The sequence below is a fragment of the Clostridium sp. UBA7339 genome, assembly GCF_002470865.1.
GTDB lineage: Bacteria > Bacillota > Clostridia > Clostridiales > Clostridiaceae > Clostridium_J > Clostridium_J sulfidigenes.
Map to the genome: position 1 here is coordinate 1,414,973 of NZ_DKPI01000006.1, position 21,254 is coordinate 1,436,226.

Sequence of the window (21,254 nt, forward strand, 5' to 3'; positions counted from 1 at the left end):
TTCTCCTTTAAAACTCTAAATCTAATCCATTAAATACAGGACCATCTTTACATGTTCTTTTATTTCCACTAACTGTTTTACATGTACAACCAAGACAAGCTCCTACTCCACAAGCCATCTTCTTTTCTTCTGATACATATATCTTTGTACCCACTTCCTTGCACATATCAATTACTCTATACATCATAATCTCTGGTCCACAGCATAAAACTAAGTCATAATCTTTAGGATTAAATAGTTCCGTTACATATCCTTTATGTCCAACACTACCATCTTCTGTAGACACCTTTACTGATAAATCTAACTCACTTATTTCTTCTAACCCATAAACTTCATCTCTAAAGCCAGCAAATATATGAACTTCTGAATCCTTTATGTTATCTACCAGGTATCTCATTGGAGCAACCCCAATTCCTCCTGATACTACTGCAACCTTGCCTTTTATCTCTTCTACGTCAAAGCCATTTCCTAATGGACCCATAACCTTAACCTCTTGCCCTTGTATAAGATTACTTAATAATTTTGTTCCTTCTCCAACTAGTTGATATAGGAATTCTATAGAATTTGATGTTATATTATGAATACTAATAGGTCTCCATAATATAGGTTCCTTTTCCCAGGATCTTAGCATATAAAACTGTCCCGGTTCTCCTTGAAACTTACCCTCTATAGATAATTTAAATATTCCTTTAGCAACTTCTTTGTTCTCTATTACTTTACAAACTTTGTATTCATAATTATCTTTTTTCATTCTAATCTCCTAATAATTTATTCTAATATAATGCCATACAATAAAGTTGTATGGCATGAACTGTAGTTATAATTTATTTTTTTAGATTTCCTATAGCTGTTAGAATTTCATTTTTCATTCTAATTGCCTCTTCTTTTGCATACTTAGCAAAGTTTTCTTCACCATCTAGTTTTCCTTTATATGCAAGCATTATACCCCTTGAAGAGTTAATAACTCCTCCATTTCCATCCTTAAGATAAAGGGCTACATCTTCTGCTTTTCCACCTTGAGCACCATATCCTGGTATTAAAAAGAATGTACTGTCTAAGGAATTTCTTATTTCTATACCTTCATCTACATGGGTACATCCTATAACCCCACCTATAGAACTATACCCACACTTACCTATATAATTTTTACCTAAATTATTTATAGTTTCCCCTACTACATTAAATACTTTTCTACCACACTTAGTTTCTATATATTGAATATCCTTGCTACCCTTGTTTGAAGTTCTTATCAGTACAAAAACTCCTTTTTCACTATTTTCAATATAAGGTAAGTATGGCTCTATACTATCTAATCCCATATATGGACTTAGCGTTATAAAATCAGCTTCAAATTCTCCTGCAAAATGTGCTTTAGCATACATTTCAGCCGTTTTAGCAATATCGCCTCTTTTTATATCTCCTATAGATATTGCTCCCTTTTCCCTTATATACTTTAATGTATTAGAATAAGCTCTTAATCCTTCCAATCCATATGCTTCATAATATGCTATTTGTGGTTTATAGCAAGCTACATGGTCTATAGTTTCATCTATTATAGCTTTATTAAATTCGAAAATTGCATCACCTATGTTTTCAAATTTCTTCATAAAACTTTCTGGTATATATGATATATCTGTATCTAGTCCCACACATACATGTCCTTTTTTTGCAATTATATCGAATAGTCTATCTATAATCATATGATACTCCCTCACTTTTCTATTTTTTATAAACAATTTTACCACCTTTTATGGTAGTTATAACTTCTCCATATACTTTCATACCATTAAATGGAGTATTTTTACCTTTTGATAAAAATTCTTCCTTACGTATCTCATATTCTTTTTCTAAATCTAGTATTACTAAATCTCCATCATAACCTATATCTATTTGACCCTTATTAACTCCTAGTATTTCACTAGGTCTCTTACTCATGATTTCGCTTAGCTTACTTAAATCTATATGACCTGACCTTACAAGCTTTGTATAAGAAACTCCAAAGGCTGTTTCTATTCCTGATATTCCTGGAGCTCCTTTTTTCTTATCCTCTTCAGTATGAGGTGCATGATCTGTAGCAATGCTATCCACATATCCACCTTTTATAGCTTGGATTAAATATTCCATATCTTCCTTTTCTCTAAGAGGTGGATTTACTCTATACTCTACATCATTTATTAAAGCTATATGATGGGGAGATACTTCACAAGTAACTTTATGACCTTTTTCCTTTGCTTTAATGATATATTCCATAGATTCTTTGGTACTTACATGGGAAAAGTGAACTTTACACCCTGCATGTTTTGCTAAAGTTATATTTCTCCAAGTCATAGTATTTTCTGCCAGTCTCATATCTATATCAGATAGATTATGATTCTCACAATGGCACATAATAGTTATATCCTTCTCTTTAGCCTTAATCATAGCATTTAACATAACTTCGCTGTGCATAACATCTTTTCCATCTTCTGATATTACTTTTATATCACCTTTTTTTAGCTTATCTAAATGGCTTATGTCATCTCCACTAAACTCATTAGTTATAGATATAACTTGATTAATATCTATAAGTCCTACTTCCTTACCCCTATTTATAACATAATTAACTGTATCCATAGTGCTACATACTGGATTTGTATTTGCCATAAGGTTTACCATTACATATCCACCTTTAACTGCAGCATGAGAACCTGATTGTATATCTTCCTTATGTGTAAGTCCCGGATCCCTAAAATGCACATGTAAATCTACAAAGCCAGGCATTACTATCTTTCCTGTTGCATCTATAGTTTTACAATCCTTTATGAGATTTCTTCCTAGCTCACAAATTACTCCGTCCTTTATATAGACATCTCCAACAAAAGTTCCACTCCAGTCAACTACTGTACCATTCTTTATGCAAATTTCCATAAGTATTCTCCAATCCTATCTATTAATATAATGAAGTTACCTTTTGTAAATCATCACAGTAATGACATCTATATTCTTTTGTTTCTTCATCTACTAAGTAATGTATATGCTTTATGTTAGGTTCTATAGATGTAACGCATCTAGGGTTCTTACATTTAATAACATTTTCAACCTTTTCAGGAAGTGTAAGCTTAATTTTTTCCTTAATTTCTTCATTTTCTATTATATCTATAGTTATATTTGGATCTATTACTCCTAATATTTCAAAATCAATATCTATTCTAGTTTCTATTTTTATTATATCTTTTTTCCCACACTTATCACTATTAGCATTCATTATAAGAGCTACAGTGAAATCAGCTTTATCTAAGTTTAAGAAGTTAAATATTTTTATTCCTTCTCCAGCTTTTATATGATCTATTACTAATCCGTTTTTTATACTATTTATAGTTAACATATTACTTCCTCCTTATATACCTTAGTAAATTCCTAATAGTTTTAGTATTAATGCCATTCTCACATACATTCCATACTTAGCTTGCTTAAAGTACACAGCTCTATTATCACTATCTACTTCATATGCTATCTCATTTACTCTTGGTAATGGGTGAAGTACTATCATATCTTCTTTCGCAAGATTCATTTTCTCATTATCTAATATATAAGTATCCTTAAGTTTTATATAGTCCTCTTCATTAAAAAATCTTTCTCTTTGTACCCTTGTCATATATAAAATGTCTATTTCCTTCATAGCTTCTTCCATAGTTCTAACTTGCTTAAACTCTATATTTTTCTTTTTAAGGACTTCTTTCTTTATATACTCTGGTATTTCTAATTCTTCAGGTGAAATTAGTACGAACTTGTTGTTTTCATATCTACTTAAAGCTTTTATTAACGAATGTACTGTTCTTCCAAATTTTAAATCTCCACAACAACCTATTGTTAAATTATTTAGTCCTCCCTTTAGAGTTCTTATGGTTAGTAAATCAGTTAAGGTTTGAGTTGGATGTTGGTGTCCACCATCCCCTGCATTTACTACGGGAATATCACTATATTGTGCTGCAACCTGTGGTGCTCCTTCTTTAGGATGTCTCATTACAGCAATGTCTGCATAGCATGCAACAGTTCTTATGGTATCTGCAATACTTTCTCCCTTAGCTACTGAACTAGCATTGGGTTCTGAAAATCCGATTACGCTTCCTCCTAATCTATTCATAGCAGCTTCAAAACTAAATCTGGTTCTAGTACTTGGCTCATAAAATAATGTAGTAAGCAAGTACCCATCACAAGCATGTATAAATTTTCTTGGATCTTTTATTATTTCATCTGCTAGGTCAAATATTTCGTCTAATTCTTCTAAAGTAAGGTCCATTGGTTCGATTAAATTTCTTCCTTTTAACATATAAAACACTCCTTTTTAGCCTCTCTGGGATAATTTAAAGGTATTAAGATTTACTTATAAAATTCAATAAAAAAAAGCTTTCCTCAACAAGGAAAGCTATAAATATCTGTAAATACAACTTTGTATATGAATATATTATTGTAAATTTTATCATATTACAAATGTATTCATACCAAAATATTATCTTCCCTTGCCGGCATCTCTGTACCGTTTTTAAAAGGATTCTTTATTAAATTTTTACTATTTTTATTTTACTTTAAATAAACTGTAATGTCAATATAGTTTATCATAATACTAAATTTTTTAATTTAGCTTATTTATGTGATTAAATCACATATCTTTCTATATAAATATTGTATTATAAATTATATAAACAGTATAATTTTTACCCTAGTTTATCTTAAGAAGTAAATACCAAGCTTATCAAATATTTATCAGCATAAATGTAAAACCACATGGTATACTAAATAAAAGCAAATTAAAAGGAGGATATTAAAATGAAAATAACTTTTGATAACGAAACTAAAGATGCACTTTTAGAAAATTTAAGCAAACAAGGCAAATCTGTTGTTAGACTAGCTATTGCAGGTTTTGGTTGAGGTGGCCCTAACCTAAGCGTTGTTCTGGATGAACAAAAATCAAATGATAATGTAGAAACTGTTAATGGAATAACTTTTGCAGTTGATAAAGATGAAGAATATATTTTTGAAGATTGTATTGTTTCTTACAAAAAAACATTCTTTGGAAAAACTTTTAGAGTAATATCTAAAGCTATAGGTGAAAGTTCTTGTAGCTAAAATATAAAAAATAATGCACTCTTTAAAATGAAGAGTGCATTATTTTTTTAATATGTTAATCCCAATGACTAAAAACTTTATTTATTTGAAGTACTTACTTATTTCCTCTATTGAACTATTTAACACTGCTGCTATATTTTCTAATTCCTTAGAATTATTTAGATTTTCATGAGATATGGTTGAAGTTTCTTCCGAACTTGCCATGGTTTCTTGGGCTATACCCGATAGATTTGTAATGTTATCATGAATTTTTTCACTGCTATCTAAAATTGTAGATACCTTAGAAACCACACCTATCATTTCCTCTTTTACTGTAGATACATTTTTCTGAATAGTTGAAAATGCTTTATTTGTATCTTTAACCAATTGTTGTTGTTCATCATTAGCATGAACTAATTCTTCTACCTCTAAAACTGATACATTAGTATCTTCTTCTAGAGACTTCAGTATATTTCCTATCTCTAGTGAGTTATTTTTACTCTCAGCTGCTAATTTCTTTATTTCATCTGCTACCACTGCAAATCCTTTTCCACTTTCACCAACCCTAGCTGCTTCAATTGCAGCATTTAGTGCTAGAAGATTAGTTTGCTCTGAAATAGATGATATAACATTAGTTATTTCCGCAATATTAGATGATTTTTCAGCTAGTTCCTTCATAATGTCACTAACCTTTTTATTTTTGCTCATAATATATTCACTTTTTTTAGATAATTCATGAACAATTTTTATTCCATTGTCTATTACCTCATCAGCTTCCTCAGAGGATTGTTTAACAACAGTAGTTACCTTTTCAGTCTCTGTTATTTCATGCTTTATATTATTTACTAAATTAGTCTGACTCTCAATTTCTTTGCTAGTATTAGTTGCCCCTATTGCTATTTCATCTATAGATGAATTTACAATTTCTGTGCTTTGACCTATTAAAGAAACAATTCCTCTAAGCTCATTAGATTTTTCTTTAACTACATTATATACATTGGATAAATCTATTAACATCTTTTGTTGTATCTTACTATTTTCATTTAATTCTTCTACATTTTTATTTATATCTTTATTCATTTTAGAAATAAATTGTGTAACTATTACAAGCGTTGGTAAAAACATTATAGTAGTACCTAAAATCCCACTTAATTCAGCACTATTTCCTAACTTTACCTGCATATATGCATATATTAGTATAGATATTAAATTTATTCCACCAACAGTAGTTATTAATTTTAAATCCAAGTATAAAACTAAACTTAGTATAAATGGAAATCCAGCTGCAAAAGCAGATGCACAGGATGATGTGAGTAATATATATGTATCTACTAATAAAAATCCTGTAGCCAAAACCCATCTCATTATGTTATTTGATGAGTTTTTCATATATAAGAATATGGCTATAACATAGGCTATACCTGCTACTAATATATTATATATTGCAAATCCAATCCTTCTATCTCCCCTATAAACTTGTAGAACTGAACCTGCTACTGTAACAAACATAATGCTGAAAAATACAATTAACATTAATTTATTTACTTTAGTAATATAATTGTTATAGTTATCTTTATGTTCATTTTTCCCCATAGTAATCCCCCCATATTTTTACTTGATTGAATTATCGTACCATTGTATATACATCTTAATATATATTTTGAAAATAAAACCATAAAACAAACTACCTAAATAATTCGCTCTATGGTTTTATATAAATAATTTAGTTTCTATCTTTTTTTCATAATCCGACCATGTATCATGTATTGTTTTATCTTTTACCTTTGATACCTTATTCATAGTAGCATCAAGATAATCTGCATAATGCACTATAAAAGCCTCTTCTGTATTTGGTCCTTTAGGAGATCCATACTCCGGTTTTCCATGATGTTGAACAATGCATCCTTTAATTCGATTTTTAAAGTCCTCACTATAAAATCCAGGATTATTTTTAAATGCTTCTTCTATCATAGTTATACCTATAACTATATGACCTTCCATTTCACCTCTAATGGTTGTTTTAAACCTTCCAATTGACGAATATTCATATATCTTTCCAATATCATGAAGTTTTGCTGCTAATATAGCAATTTCCTTATATCTACAATTATACCTATATGCAAGTTTCTTTGCCCAATAGGTTACATTAAGAGTGTGTTCTGCAAGCCCACCTATATATGTATGGTGTTCTAACCCTCCAATTCCTTGAGAAAAAATATTTATAAAACTCTTATTACCAAAAAAATATTTATCTAAAGACATAACCTCTTCACATTTAAATTGTTGAGTTGTCATTTCTTCTAATTCATCTAATATAAATTTTACATCTCTTTTTACACAGTTCATAAAATCATTTAAATTATAACTAGATTTTGATAAATCTAGCTTCCCTATACTATTATCTTTTATACTAACATTTACTACATCACCTATATTTAATACTTTATTGTAATTATTTTTAACTTTAAGCCTTAATTCGCCTGTAATATCTCCTAGGGTATACATTATCTCATCTTTATATATTTTTTTATCTTTAACCATAAGTAACAATTCTACTAAATCCTTATTAGTACTATTAGCTACTTGAATCAAATATATTGATTTCATAACCTCATCTCCTTATAAAGCCATCTATTATGTATCTTTTCATAAGAAGATATTTTTATTCTTTGATCCATATAATATTTTACTTATATTTATCTCCAAATTCTTCAACTAACGTAGTAACTAGTTTTTTTATATTACTTGCATGAGCTACTAAAATCATAACTAATAAGAATATTAATATTCTTTCTTTATCTTCATTATTAAACTTATACTTTTCTAAGTGTCTTCTAATTATTTCTTCTAAATCCTTCTCTTCTCCACTAAAAAATAATTCTATATTCTTTTGCTGTAAATCACTAAATAATTTAAAGGTATCTTCCCATGAAAGAATATCATCCTCTCTATTATTTATATCATTAAAAGCTAATCTAAATACACTTTTTATTTCATCTGTTGTCAAAATCGGCCTCATATATCCTAATAAAACCAATTGAGCTAAATGCAGTTTAGTATATCCTCTTTTTTTACCATCTTCTGGCTTAGAAATAACTTCGCTCTTTATATAATTTTGAAGTATGCTATTAGTAAATTTATCGTGCTTAAACTTATCGTTAAGATAATCTTTAACTTGTGATAAGAATAAATCATACTGTGGTAATTCATCATACTGTATTATACTTTTTTCAGTATTCTCACCTATCATCTCCGAAAATTTAGATACCACCTCTTGGAAAATATTCCCATTAACTCTTTCTCTATCATTCATTTTCATCCCTCACTTTAATAACCTTTTTAATATTTAACATATTCTTGCCTTAATACTAGTTAAATATATGATAATGTAAATTTTTGTACACTACTTCATATTAATTATAAAAGATAATGTCTATATTTACAAATATCTTATAAAATAAAAGTCGAATTATTTATTCATGGATTATGAAATTAATATAAATTATTCATTCAAATATAAGCGCATATCAATATTATTAACAATAATCACATTTTACTAACATATTATTATAAATAATATCAACATCAGCTGTTGATTAATATATACATGATAATTCCTATAATTCCATTAACTTTAGAAGTTTTTATATATTATCCACATTATCCACAGATGGGTTGTGCATAATATTTTTTATTTTCTGTCTAGAACACTGAATAATATGACTGTACCTCCTTCAAATTTTGATATTTTTTGTAGAATCAATTCGCAAACTAAATAAAATAGTATTGAAAATAAGCATCTTTATGTTAAAATATTAAATTATAAGTTAAATTATTCATCTTTTCCTTATTATGTGATTAATACTACTATAATAGATTATATATTAATGGCATATACTGTAATAAATTTATTTTTTTTATCATTTTTTATTGACTTATGATTTTTCTTGTATTATAGTTATTATATGGTATTAAATATAATATCTGCTAACTAAATTTTATTTGATTACATAATCAAAAATATAGGAGGAATTTATTATGAAATCAACTGGTGTTGTAAGAAAAGTAGACGAGTTAGGGAGAATAGTTATCCCAGTAGAGTTGAGAAGGACTTTAGATATTGACGTTAAGGACGCTCTTGAAATATACGTAGATGGTGAGCAAGTTATATTAAAGAAATATGAACCTGCATGCATCTTCTGTGGAGATGCTCGTGATGTGGTTAACTATAAATCTAAAAACATCTGTCAAAAATGTCTAAATGAATTAAAGAATCAACAATAAACAATAAAAACGTTACTTATTTCTAAGTAACGTTTTTATTATTTATATCGTATATACTATATAAATCTATCTACCCAACCTAAAATAAAAGACCAGCAATTAAATTACTGATCTTATCTTAAGAAATTAATATCTTCTTGCCCCTATATAATCGTGTCTACTCATAGGCGATATCTTTACAACCTCATTATCTTGAGGAGCATGAAGGTAAGAATTATTACCTACATATATACCAACATGGTACGCATATCCACCTGAACCAAAGAATACCAAATCTCCTGGTTGAGGATTAGAAACTGGCGTTCCTTTATTCATTTGATCCTGTGCTACTCTAGGAAGATTTATTCCATTGGCAGCATATACATATCTAGTTAAGCCTGAACAATCAAAAGTATTAGGACCATTTCCACCCCATTGGTATGGAACTCCTAAAAATTTATATGCATAGCCAACTATAGAGCTTCCTGAAGCATTTGGAGGTGCTATCACATTTGAATCACCACTGCCTCCCCTACTAGGTCTATTAGAACTAGTACTACCATTACTAACATACTGCGTTATTTGTCTCTTAGTCTCTTCTAATTGAGCTTCATTTTCCTTCACAGCTGCGTCAAATAAGTCTCTATTAGCTTCCGCTTTAGCTAAAGCCTTTTTATGTTCTGCTCTTTTTTCTTCTAATTGAGCTAATTTTTTATTGTTTTCTTCTTGTAATGCATCTAGCTTTACTTTTTCATCTTGAACTACTTTTTTCTCTTTTTCAATAGTTTCTATTTTTTCATTTAAACTACTAACAATTTCTTTATCAGAGCCTATCATTATATTTATGTTATTTAATCTACACATGAAATCTGATATACTCTTTGAGTTTAAAAGCGCCTCAACATAACTATCCATACCATTAATGTACATCGCTCTCATTCTCTCACTAAACATTTCATTTTGTTCTTTTATATCACTTTCAGTAGCTTGTACCCTCTTGTTGCTCTCTTCAATTTTGCCTTCTGCTTCAAGAATTTCAGCATTCAACTCTTCTATACCTATAGATATATCTTCCATCTGAGAATTTACTGACTGTATTGAAGCTTCTATCTCATCGACTTGCTCTTGAGCACTTTTATAGTTGTTTTTGTTTTCTTCCAACTTTTGCTCATATGTTGATCTATCACTATTCGGATCTGCAAATGCACTAGTTCCAACACAAGAAATAGACAATGCTAAAGCAAGTACTAATGATATACTCTTCTTATTCAAAAAAATTCCCTCCCCCTCATTTATAAATCTCATTTACCATTATAACACTATAATGATTGTTATCTCAAGTAATTTAGAAAAAAAATGAGACAACCATCTATTTTTTAATAGATATACAGTAAATATATTCAATATAAATTATCATATTCCTTCTAATTTTAAAAACTTTTCAAAATGCTTTTGTTTATATATGAATTCCAAACTTATATACCTCTGATTTGTGTAGGTTTCTTTCCTTCGCAACTTTTTTTATTGCTTCTTTTTTATTTAATCCTTGATTTATATAATCTTTTATATGCTCCTCAATACTCATATCTACCCACTTAGATTTCATTTCTTCCATAATCTCAGTCTTACTTTTTCCTTCTAACACTAGTACATATTCACCCTTAGGCTTATTTTCTTTATAATGGTCTATACACTCTTCTAATGTTCCCCTTAATATAGTTTCATGAAGTTTCGTAAGCTCCTTGCATATTGCAATATTTCTATTACCTAAGTTATCTTTTAAGAAATTTAAAGTGGATTCTAATCTATGTGGCGCCTCATAGAATATTAAAGTTTCTTGCCTATCTGCTAACCCCTCTATAACCTCTTTTCTATCCTTATTTTCTCTAGATAAAAATCCTACAAATAAAAATTTATCTGTATTTAGTCCAGAATAAACTAGCGCAGTAGTAATTGCTGTTGCTCCAGGATACACTTCAAATTCTATATTTTCTTCAATACATCTTTTCACTATAATAGCACCTGGATCTGAAATTCCTGGAGTCCCTGCATCGCTTATTATAGCTATATTTTTGCCTTCTATTAATCTATTTATTATGTCCTCACTTTTCCCGTTCTCATTATGTTTATGATAACTTATCAATGTTTTTCTTATGTTAAAATGATTTAAAAGCTTTAAACTCTGTCTTGTATCTTCACATGCAATTATATCTACACTTTTTAAAGTTTCAAGGGCCCTAAGAGTTATATCTTTTAGATTTCCTATTGGAGTAGGTATTAAATATAATTTACCACTCACTTTTACTCACCTCTTCTATCCTTTGTCTTATTAATCTAACCATTGTGAATTATACATTGCTTTAATTTCCTCTGAATAAGAATCATCCTCCATATGTACATATAATGGATCTTCTATTTTTAAGAATGCTCCCCCATCCCTTTGTCCTTCTACTAATAATATATTAGGTGCCTTTCCTGGTTTAGGATGAATAAATCTTATTCTCTTTGGTTCTATTTTATACTTTCTCATAAGAGTAAATATATCTACTATTCTATCTGGTCTATGTACCATAAAAAGTTTACCATTATCCTTTAATAACGTCCTAGCTGCGATTATAACATCTTCTAATGTGCAGCATACCTCATGTCTAGCAATGGCATTCTTATCACTGTCATTGAGTATACCAGAGCTATATAACTTATATGGTGGATTTACAGTAACTATATCTACTCTACCTAATGATTTTAAAAGTTCCTTATCCTTTAAATCCCCTTCTATGAACTTAATCTCATCACTAAAATTATTATACATAGCAGTTCTATTTGCCATTTCAGCAAACTCTCCTTGTATCTCTACACCCTTTATTACTCCACATTGACTCTTACCTTTAATTATAAGTGGAATTATTCCTGTTCCACTACACAAGTCAATAACAGTTGCATTTTTTTTTACCTTAGAAAAATTGGCTAAAAGTACTGCATCAACTCCAAATCTAAATCCCTCTTTTTTTTGTATGATATGAATACCCTTTAATTGTAAGTCATCTAACGTTTCATCTATGTTTATTAAACTCATAATATAAAATTCCTTTCTAATACCCAGATTACACATATCTTATTATATAATAAGTTGCTATGTTTTTCATCTTATCCATAATATCTATAAAATAACTACTAATTATCCAAAAATTTATTCTTAAAATTACAAAATCCCCTTGAGTAGTTATAAATATTTAACTATCAAGGGGAAATCTTTTTATTTTTACATACTATAATATAGGGGGATGCAATATGTTTTTTCTAGTATTTTATAAATAATATATACTAAATAAAACATATTGCATTTAGGGTTTATATTTATGATTTAATTTGTCATTTATCCGATGACTACCAGCTCTAATACGCCCATCTTTTTCAAAGTGGGAGTAAAGAGCTGCTACGTCCCTGGATAACGATTTCTAGAGCTTCGAAGAAGCTAAGAACTCTGTTTATATTATTACCAACATTAATAGGAATATACAATTATATTTAACTTATTACTTAAGTAGCAGTAATAACTAATGGTTTAATTTAATATAATACAATAATCATTCAGTATAATCAATTAAGAAAGGTTTGCATTATGGAAATATTATTTTACCCATTTTCATCAATAGATTTTCAATCAAGTACTTCTATATTGTTAGATGCATCATTTTTGTTAAGTTTAGTTTATGATGATGATATAAAACATACTGAATGTATAGAAGTATTCAGAATATTACTCAATAACCAGTGCAAACTTTTAGTTACAAATATAATTTCTGCTGAAGTTTTAAATCAAATTATGTATAAAATATTTATGATAGATATACGTCACAAAATTGATAAAGAAAGCGCCTTTAATTCTCAAACAAATATAAAACAAATTCTATCATCCTTTAGTAAATATGATAGAAAAATTATAAAGGATAAAAGAATAGATAAGCTAAGAGAAATTCCCTATAAAAAGTATTTTGATAACCTATCTAAAAACAGTTCTAAAAGAGATCTGCTAAGTATTTATTATAAAACTGCTGTAACCATGCACAATCAACTTGAAAACACCGTTAAATACGAATATGTTGAAATAAATAAGCTCTGTATGAGTAAGACTAAAGAAATAATGATTAAAAACCTATTGTCTATAAATGATGCTACACATATAGCTACTTGTATATGTCATAATATACATTATTTATTAACTCTAGATAGTGACTTTGTTTATGCCAATTGTGATTCTGTTAAAATATTAAAAATATAGCCATGTAGTATTTCTACATGGCTATATTTCAGCCTATAAAACCTTAAAACTGTTTTATAGGCTATGGTATTACTTCAGATATCTCCTTAATCTAAAGTTAATTTATTCGTATATTATTTATTAGGTATACATAAAGTGTCTTCAACTTTTATTGTATCCTCATTTAGGTTATTATGTGCTTTAATTAATTCAATTCCATCCATTATATCCATATTGGATAAATACTCCTTAGATATGCTAAATAATGTATCGCCTGATTTAACAGCATACTTAATGTGATCAGTATGTTCTGCTGCATTAGCTGAAGCTACCTCTTCTGATTTTTGGTCTGATTTTTTTTCTCCTGTTACCAATGAAGTTTCATAAGATATAATAAGTTTTTGTCCTGATGAAATAGTATCATCTTTATTCATATTATTTCTTGTTAATATTTCTGCTACTACTTCATTTGGGTCAGAGCTTGGCATGTAAGTTCTAGCTATACTATAAAGTGTATCATTAGCTTTTACTGTATAGTATCCTTCTTTTACTTCTTCCATACCTGTATCTTTTTTATCTTCTTGTCCTAGTGTAGTTTTATCATTGCCCTTTGTGCTATCAGTATTCTCTTTATTTTCATTTATAGCTTCATTAGTCTTTGAGTTAGTTGTTGTAGCTGGTTTGTTACTAGTTTCTTTATTTTGATCTTTATTTCCTATATAGCTTACAGAAAAAAATATTCCACCCAAAACAATTGCACAGCTTATAGCTATTATTATTTGTTTTTTAAATTTCATAATTAACACCTCTCTATATTTTAATACTACTATTTAAATAATTAACAAATTTATATAAAATATACATGTTTAATTAATTTTGTTTATTTTTATGCAAAAAAAATCCTTGTAGCTTTATATCTACAAGGATTCTGAGTACTTATATAACTGTATAACCACTATTCTCTATGGATTCAATTATATCCTCTATGTTTATAAAATAATTGTCATAAACAATTTCTACTTCTTTTTTAACTTTGTGTATTCCACAGGCTATAACCCCTTCATTGGCGGATATGGCATTCTTAACTCTTGTAACATCTTTACTTGTAACCATATCACAAACTTTAAGTGTAGTCTTCATATCCTTCCTCCTAATTTTCTTTAAATAGCTCTTTAATTAGTGTAGGGTCTTCAGCTTGATTTTCTAATTCCTTTAAATCAATTTCATTAATTATATCTTCATAGCTACCAGATATTAATGTTAAATCATTTATACTAACTACTTTAATATCATCTTCACCATCTTTTATGTTTACTTTTACTTTTACCGCCTCTTTAACTACACTATTAGAAACTACTTCTCCTTTTCCATAGCATGTATCTACTATAGAACCTACCTTAGGTAATCTTTTTCTTATCCCTTCATATGTTTCTTGCTCATAATTTAAACAACACATAAGTCTTCCACATATTCCTGATATTTTAGTAGGGTTTAAAGATAGGTTTTGTTCCTTTGCCATTTTTATTGATACTGGGGCAAATTCACCTAAAAATGTAGAGCAACATAAACTTCTTCCACAAGGTCCAAGACCTCCAGTCATCTTAGCTTCATCCCTAACACCAATTTGTCTTAATTCTATTCTAGTTCTAAAAATTGATGCCAGATCTTTAACTAATTCTCTGAAATCTACTCTACCATCTGCTGTAAAATAGAATATTACTTTATTATTGTCAAAAGTATATTCTACATCTATAAGCTTCATAGTTAAATCATGGGCCTTTATTTTCTCAAGACATATCTTAAAAGCTTCTTCTTCCTTTTCTTTATTAGTTTTATTTGCATTTATATCTTCCTCTAAAGCTTTCCTTATCACATTCTTTAAAGGAGCTACAATTTCACCTTCTCTGAGCTCTTTCATTCCAACTACACACTCACCAAACTCAATTCCTCTTGCGGTTTCAACAACTACAAAGTCACCTTTTTTTATATCCAAATCACCAGGATTAAAATAATATATCTTACCTGCCTTTTTAAATCTTACTCCTATTACTGTTATCATATTTAAACCTCCTGCATTCTCAAAACCATCGTTATAAATGCCAATGACGAGTTTACATTATTTTTTAAAGTTTTTCTTGTATCATCTACAACTTTAATCATACCATTTAATTTACTTAATGAAAATATATTAACTAAATCTTTAATATCGGATATTTTATCAATATTTATTATAATCTCTTCATCTCCAACTTCTTTATAAATAATTATATCTCTTATTATGGTTATAATTACATCTAAAATATCCTCTTCCATATTTTTATAATCACTAAAAAACTTTTCATATAATAAAGAAGTTTCATAATCTTTATCCTTAATTTTATATATAAGTTCAAAAATTGTATTTCTTATTAAACTAAAATCCTCATTTTCTATTAAACTCTCTGCTTTTCCTGGTATTCCTTTTGCAAAAGAAATAGCCACTAACATCTTATTTTCTTCAATTCCTGTATATCTATTCTTAAGAAATAAAATCATCTCTTCCTTTGATAGTGGTTTTAGTTTATGTATGCCACACCTGGATTTAATTGTATCCAACATGCTTTCTAATTCTTCACATAATATAAATATATAAACATTAGCTGGTGGTTCTTCTATAGTCTTTAAAAATGCATTTTGTGCTTGAAATGTAATCTTATCACCGTTGTCTATGATAATAACCTTTCTATCCCTCTCAAAAGGTTTCTTATTACATTCTTCTATAATAGTCCTAATAGTATTCACTCCTATGGATGCTTTTCCCTTATCTAAAGACCAATTAATTATATCTACATGTTCTCTTACTTCATCTATTCCTAAGAGCCTTGATGCTATAAATTTAGCTAAGACACTTTTCCCTATACCTTTTTCTCCAACTAGTATATGAGCATGAGTAAATTTATTATTATTAATTGCTTCAATTAAGCTATTTTTTATATTTTCATGACCTATCATACTCATTTGCTCCTTCCTATATAATAAATAATGTACAATAAGTTTAACCTATTGTACATTATTTTACTTAAATATATTATACTCTTAAAAACTTATCTACATCAACAACAAATATAGTAGCACCACCTATATTTACCTCTACAGGATACGGAACATATACTCCTGTAGATCCAGCAACCGGAGAAGGTGATGATATAAGTTGTTTTCTAACTTTGCAGATTTCTTCTATATATCCTAAAACAGTATCAACTTTCTCTACCTCTACACCTATCATTAATGTGGTATTTCCAGCTTTTAAAAATCCACCTGTAGTTGCAAGCTTTGTAACCCTTAACCCATTCTCTGTTAAGATATCGATTAAATCCATAGCATCGTCATCTTGAACTATCGCAATTATTAATTTCATATAATACCCCTCCTAAATATTTATTTATGCTCTATATAGGATTCAACTCTATTTACTATGTTCCTATAAATATTTTCTATAGAGTCGTCTCCATTTATTAATTCTATTTTATCATAAATACTACTAATTTTTGAATATCCTTCAAAAACTTTTTTATGAAAATCCATACCAACATTCTCAAGTCTATCTAATTCCCGTTGATTTTTCTTTCTTCCAATTCCTTTATCATATGGAATACTTATCATAAATACTAAATCCGCTTCAAGTCCACCTAAAGCACAATCATTTATAGATTTGACAGTGTCTATTCCCAAATCTCTAGCAATTCCTTGATAAACTATAGATGAATATACAAATCTATCACATAAGACTACCTTCCCTTCAGCAATTGCAGGCTTTATTACCTCTTTTATAAGCTGAGCTCTCGCCGCAGCATATAGTAAAGCCTCACACATGTTATCCATTTCTTGGTTAGCATTATCTAAAATTACCGCCCTAATTTTTTCGCTAATTTTAGTTCCTCCAGGTTCTCTCGTTCTTATAACTTCAATACCCTTATCTACAAAATATTTTTCTAATAATTCTATTTGTGTAGATTTTCCACTACCATCTGGACCTTCTAATGCTATTAATAACCCTTTATTCAAAAAACTTACCTCCAAACTTATCTTTTCCTATAGTTTCTTTGCTATTTTATTATAATTAAGTTATTTTCCTTCACTCCTAATAATGTAACATTATTATCTATATAATATCCTATTATATCAATAATATCTTTCGTAATAATCTCTCCTGGCATTATTAGTGGTACCCCAGGTGGATATGGGACAATAGCTTGTCCGCACACTTTATTTACGGAATCTTTAATACTACACTCAACTTTTTTCATATTTAGAGTTTCCCATGGTAATTTATCTATTAGTGGAATTTCATACTGCATAGGCTTTACATATTCATCTACTAAAGTATCCTTATTGCACTCTTTTAGTATTCTATAAAGTTTATCAAAATCATCTCTGGTGTTTGAAGTAGCAAAAATCAATACTACATTTCTTGAGTCACTCATTTCACATTGAATCTTATTAACTTTTAAATAATCTAGTAATAGATGTCCACTAAATCCTTTAGGTACATTTATAACATATCTAGTTTTATCTATATATACCTTATTTCTAGTTGATGAACTTTTCTTAATTATATCATGCTCATCTATTATATGATAAAAATCAATGTGATTTATTTTTTTTCTATATTCCTCACATAAATTAATTAATATACTGTAATCCTTACTTCCATACTTCTGTAAATAATATCTACTATAATCCATGCTGGCAAGAAATAAATATGAAGGACTCGTTGTCAAAAACATGCTAGTATAGAAGTTAACCTCATCTAAAAGATCATCACAATTAACGTGTAAAAATGATGTTTGTGTTAAGCTTGGTAATGTTTTATGAGCACTTTGAACAACCATATCGCAACCTAGCTTAAGCGGATTATCAGGCAATTCATCTATAACTCCCAAATGTGCTCCATGAGCACAATCTATTAATACCTTCATATTATATTTCTTGGCTTCTTTTACTATTTCATCTAACTCTGTACATATGCCATAATAATTAGGGTATGTTAATAATATTCCCCTAGCATCTTGATTTTCCTTTATTAATTTAAATAGATGCTTCTTATTAATAGAAAAAGGAGCATCATATTTTTCATTTACCTCATTCATAACATATATAGGCTTTAACTTACGTAATATTATACTATTGAATACTGATCTATGACAGTTTCTTTCTACGATTATTTTTTCGCCTTCTTTAAATGTAGCAAATATCATAATCATGTTTCCTGATGTACTTCCATTAACTAAAAAGTAAGATTTTTTACTCCCATAGTAATTAGCAAGTTGTTCTTGTCCTTCTTTTATTATGCCTGTAGGATTATGAAGATTATCTAAACCCTCTACCTCAGTAATATCAAAGTTAATGAAATTATCTAATAAAATCTTTCCTTCTTTTGTATCTTCATATGCTTTTCCCATTTTATGTCCAGGCATAGCAAAATAGCTATTTTCTTCTTTTTTATATTTCAATAGTGCATCTACTATCGGTAATCTTGGCACTTATCACTCACTCCTCTTGGTATAAGTTGAACTATATTCTTTTTAATACAGTTCTTATAAAATTCATAAAAATCTGTACTAGTTTCTATTGTTAATAATCTTCTTTCACAGTTCTCACAAATTCTTCGTCCATATATAAGTATACCATTATCTAGAGGCTTTCTGCATATAATACATTCCTTATTCATATTTTTCCCCCTCAAAATTTATCCAATAGAACTTGTTAGTCTATTATTATATTGTCTTTGAATAAGTCAACTTAGTTAAAATAGAGTAATCCTTCTAAGTTTTATCCATGTTAAGACTGTCTTAATTATCGCCCCTTATAATATATTTTATTCATGAAATCCTTTTTTTTATTTTGTCCAAAAAAAAAATTTCATCTTATAATTCATACTTTTTCTACCTTAAATAACATCAAGTATAATGTTAATAAATTAATAAACCCATATATCTATTAATCTACATAAATTGTCTAATTTTCTTGTATTCATAAATACATTTAATAAAAAACTTATTACAAATATAGATACTATTAAAATACTATTTATCTATAAATTTGTTACTGGATAATATAGATATATGTGCACATACTAATTACATAAGGTCAGATATTGATAATATTAGTATCTATAAAATTGTAGGGAGGGTTACAATTGAAACAAAATGTTCTAAGTTTTTTATCTACTATAAGATCTGAAATCCTAGATATTAATAAATTTTTATATGAAAATAGTGAAAACTGTTTTAATGAATATAAATCATCAGATTACATTATAAAACTTTTACAAAAATATAATTTTAATATTGAAAAAAATTTCATAAATATTCCAACTTCATTTCGTGCCAGAATTGGACACAGCCATCCTGAGATATGTTTTATATGTAAATATAGTAGTGGAAGTGATGATGGTCATGTTTTTGGTAATAATGCCAATGCTACTATGTCTTTAGGTGCAGCCATAGGTTTATCTTCTGTCATTGACAAAATAGGAGGTTCTATTCTAGTAATCGGATGTCCAGGGAAATACTCCAATGGTTCAGAAATTATAATGACAAAAGAAAATGTATTTGAAAATTGTAGTGTAATTTTTGCTCCTCATGTGGATAATATAACATCTATTAATAATACTTCTCAAGCATGCACAACCTTACAGCTTGATTATAATAATTTACTTGTTTCTAATGATAATGCTAACCAAAGTTCATTAGATGTTTGTCTACATACGGTACACTTTATAAACGAGTTAGTTAAAAACATCTCAAAAGAATGTTATATGGATCATTTAAATCTTACCTGTGATAATGCATTAGTTGAATATCCTTCATCTGCTAAGGTTAAATTTGAAATTAAATCAAAAGATCATAAGTTATGTCATAAAATCGAAGAAAATATAAGAAGCTATATTAAATGCATAGAAGATATCATAAATATAGATTGCTCTATTAAGCTAATTGAGCTTCCTTGCAAAGAACTTTTAGATAATAAAATAGTAAATAAATTATTTGAAAATAACTTAAAAGAAACTGGATTAATTGAAATGAACTACGGGAAAAAAATGCTATATCCCTTAGGAATTGGTACTGTAAGTCATACTACGCCTACTATATATCCGTCTATATCAATAGTAAGTGATCCATCAATTCACTGTCCATCAAAACAGTTTATGGATTTAACATTAACAGAATATGCTAAATGTAATATATGGAAAGCTATTGAAGCCTTAATTTTAACTTCTATAGATTTAATTGAACGCAAAGATTTAATCTATGAAAGCACTACCTCTCTCTCTAAAAACATTTCTAAAACTTTATAATGGAATAAAAGTGAATTCTTATGTAACATACTATATAAAAATTTATATACTAAATCTAATAATGATATACTATGATTTAATAAGTAAATAAAAAGACTTGTAAACAATATGTTTACAAGTCTTTTTGGAGGCGCCACCCAGATTTGAACTGGGGATAAAGGCTTTGCAGGCCTCTGCCTTACCACTTGGCTATAGCGCCAAACTGGTGGCTCGAGCAGGAATCGAACCAGCGACACGAGGATTTTCAGTCCTCTGCTCTACCGACTGAGCTATCGAGCCACACCTGACCTGGCAACAACCTACCCT

Annotated in this window: 22 protein-coding genes and 2 tRNA genes; 3 read left to right on the forward strand and 21 right to left on the reverse strand. The window is 28.5% G+C overall.

The window, feature by feature from the left end; all coding sequences use genetic code 11:
* Positions 1 to 7: 7 nt before the first annotated feature.
* The 8 genes from B2S02_RS10160 to B2S02_RS10195 all read right to left on the reverse strand — a co-directional run bounded on the left by B2S02_RS10160 (position 8) and on the right by B2S02_RS10195 (position 8,404).
* Positions 8 to 751: a dihydroorotate dehydrogenase electron transfer subunit gene (locus tag B2S02_RS10160; protein ID WP_346846927.1), complete on the reverse strand. Its 744-nt coding sequence runs from the start codon at positions 749 to 751 to the stop codon at positions 8 to 10.
* Between the two features lie 73 nt (positions 752 to 824).
* Positions 825 to 1,700 (reverse strand): orotidine-5'-phosphate decarboxylase, encoded by an 876-nt coding sequence (gene pyrF / locus B2S02_RS10165; RefSeq protein ID WP_346846926.1) that lies wholly within the window; start codon positions 1,698 to 1,700, stop codon positions 825 to 827.
* 19 nt (positions 1,701 to 1,719) lie between these two features.
* Positions 1,720 to 2,907: a dihydroorotase gene (locus B2S02_RS10170; RefSeq protein WP_346846925.1), complete on the reverse strand. Its 1,188-nt coding sequence runs from the start codon at positions 2,905 to 2,907 to the stop codon at positions 1,720 to 1,722.
* Positions 2,908 to 2,929: 22 nt separating this feature from the next.
* Entirely contained in the window at positions 2,930 to 3,364 is a 435-nt protein-coding gene (locus B2S02_RS10175) for an aspartate carbamoyltransferase regulatory subunit (RefSeq protein ID WP_150846193.1), read from the reverse strand.
* A 21-nt stretch (positions 3,365 to 3,385) separates the two neighbouring features.
* Entirely contained in the window at positions 3,386 to 4,309 is a 924-nt protein-coding gene (pyrB, locus tag B2S02_RS10180) for an aspartate carbamoyltransferase (protein WP_346920668.1), read from the reverse strand.
* Positions 4,310 to 5,187: 878 nt separating this feature from the next.
* Positions 5,188 to 6,678 (reverse strand): methyl-accepting chemotaxis protein, encoded by a 1,491-nt coding sequence (locus tag B2S02_RS10185; protein WP_346891866.1) that lies wholly within the window; start codon positions 6,676 to 6,678, stop codon positions 5,188 to 5,190.
* Between the two features lie 117 nt (positions 6,679 to 6,795).
* Entirely contained in the window at positions 6,796 to 7,692 is an 897-nt protein-coding gene (locus B2S02_RS10190) for an HD domain-containing protein (RefSeq protein ID WP_346891868.1), read from the reverse strand.
* A gap of 79 nt (positions 7,693 to 7,771) precedes the next feature.
* Positions 7,772 to 8,404, reverse strand: a complete 633-nt coding sequence (locus B2S02_RS10195; protein WP_346891870.1) for a DUF1836 domain-containing protein — start codon at positions 8,402 to 8,404, stop codon at positions 7,772 to 7,774.
* A gap of 719 nt (positions 8,405 to 9,123) precedes the next feature.
* On the opposite strand from B2S02_RS10195, the gene B2S02_RS10200 reads away from it, so the two are divergent.
* Entirely contained in the window at positions 9,124 to 9,369 is a 246-nt protein-coding gene (locus B2S02_RS10200) for an AbrB/MazE/SpoVT family DNA-binding domain-containing protein (protein ID WP_035130802.1), read from the forward strand.
* Positions 9,370 to 9,495: 126 nt separating this feature from the next.
* On the opposite strand, the gene B2S02_RS10205 is transcribed toward B2S02_RS10200, so the two are convergent.
* From B2S02_RS10205 to B2S02_RS10215, 3 genes are all read right to left on the reverse strand, one after another.
* Positions 9,496 to 10,620 carry a C40 family peptidase gene (locus B2S02_RS10205; RefSeq protein ID WP_346877486.1) on the reverse strand — a complete coding sequence of 375 codons (1,125 nt, stop codon included), beginning with the start codon at positions 10,618 to 10,620 and terminating at the stop codon, positions 9,496 to 9,498.
* Positions 10,621 to 10,804: 184 nt separating this feature from the next.
* A complete protein-coding gene (gene rsmI, locus B2S02_RS10210) occupies positions 10,805 to 11,647 on the reverse strand; it encodes a 16S rRNA (cytidine(1402)-2'-O)-methyltransferase (protein ID WP_346846920.1) in 843 nt (280 codons plus the stop codon).
* Positions 11,648 to 11,677: 30 nt separating this feature from the next.
* Positions 11,678 to 12,424: a tRNA1(Val) (adenine(37)-N6)-methyltransferase gene (locus tag B2S02_RS10215; RefSeq protein ID WP_346846919.1), complete on the reverse strand. Its 747-nt coding sequence runs from the start codon at positions 12,422 to 12,424 to the stop codon at positions 11,678 to 11,680.
* 546 nt (positions 12,425 to 12,970) lie between these two features.
* Here B2S02_RS10215 and B2S02_RS10220 point away from each other — a divergent pair.
* Entirely contained in the window at positions 12,971 to 13,630 is a 660-nt protein-coding gene (locus B2S02_RS10220; protein WP_346846918.1) for a type II toxin-antitoxin system VapC family toxin, read from the forward strand.
* A gap of 113 nt (positions 13,631 to 13,743) precedes the next feature.
* On the opposite strand, the gene B2S02_RS10225 is transcribed toward B2S02_RS10220, so the two are convergent.
* From B2S02_RS10225 to B2S02_RS10260, 8 genes are all read right to left on the reverse strand, one after another.
* Positions 13,744 to 14,406: a LysM peptidoglycan-binding domain-containing protein gene (locus B2S02_RS10225; RefSeq protein WP_346920669.1), complete on the reverse strand. Its 663-nt coding sequence runs from the start codon at positions 14,404 to 14,406 to the stop codon at positions 13,744 to 13,746.
* A 139-nt stretch (positions 14,407 to 14,545) separates the two neighbouring features.
* Positions 14,546 to 14,749: a heavy-metal-associated domain-containing protein gene (locus B2S02_RS10230; protein WP_346846916.1), complete on the reverse strand. Its 204-nt coding sequence runs from the start codon at positions 14,747 to 14,749 to the stop codon at positions 14,546 to 14,548.
* Positions 14,750 to 14,759: 10 nt separating this feature from the next.
* Positions 14,760 to 15,668 carry a stage 0 sporulation family protein gene (locus B2S02_RS10235; protein ID WP_346846915.1) on the reverse strand — a complete coding sequence of 303 codons (909 nt, stop codon included), beginning with the start codon at positions 15,666 to 15,668 and terminating at the stop codon, positions 14,760 to 14,762.
* Between the two features lie 2 nt (positions 15,669 to 15,670).
* Positions 15,671 to 16,606, reverse strand: a complete 936-nt coding sequence (locus B2S02_RS10240) for a DNA polymerase III subunit delta' (RefSeq protein WP_346880625.1) — start codon at positions 16,604 to 16,606, stop codon at positions 15,671 to 15,673.
* 70 nt (positions 16,607 to 16,676) lie between these two features.
* A complete protein-coding gene (locus tag B2S02_RS10245) occupies positions 16,677 to 17,006 on the reverse strand; it encodes a cyclic-di-AMP receptor (protein WP_035130781.1) in 330 nt (109 codons plus the stop codon).
* 20 nt (positions 17,007 to 17,026) lie between these two features.
* On the reverse strand, positions 17,027 to 17,653 hold the full coding sequence (tmk, locus tag B2S02_RS10250; protein ID WP_346846913.1) for a dTMP kinase: 627 nt from the start codon (positions 17,651 to 17,653) through the stop codon (positions 17,027 to 17,029).
* A 41-nt stretch (positions 17,654 to 17,694) separates the two neighbouring features.
* Entirely contained in the window at positions 17,695 to 19,131 is a 1,437-nt protein-coding gene (locus B2S02_RS10255) for an aminotransferase class I/II-fold pyridoxal phosphate-dependent enzyme (protein WP_346846912.1), read from the reverse strand.
* Entirely contained in the window at positions 19,113 to 19,319 is a 207-nt protein-coding gene (locus tag B2S02_RS10260) for a sigma factor G inhibitor Gin (RefSeq protein WP_035130775.1), read from the reverse strand. Before B2S02_RS10260 ends, B2S02_RS10255 begins: the two co-directional genes overlap by 19 nt.
* Positions 19,320 to 19,787: 468 nt before the next feature.
* Between B2S02_RS10260 and B2S02_RS10265 the strand changes: the two genes are divergently transcribed.
* Positions 19,788 to 20,948: a hypothetical protein gene (locus tag B2S02_RS10265; RefSeq protein ID WP_346846911.1), complete on the forward strand. Its 1,161-nt coding sequence runs from the start codon at positions 19,788 to 19,790 to the stop codon at positions 20,946 to 20,948.
* A 125-nt stretch (positions 20,949 to 21,073) separates the two neighbouring features.
* Here the strand turns inward: B2S02_RS10265 and B2S02_RS10270 are convergent.
* Together B2S02_RS10270 and B2S02_RS10275 are read right to left on the reverse strand one after the other, a co-directional pair.
* A tRNA-Cys gene (locus B2S02_RS10270) sits at positions 21,074 to 21,147 on the reverse strand.
* A 4-nt stretch (positions 21,148 to 21,151) separates the two neighbouring features.
* Positions 21,152 to 21,227 (reverse strand) — tRNA-Phe (locus tag B2S02_RS10275).
* Between the last annotated feature and the right edge of the window lie 27 nt (positions 21,228 to 21,254).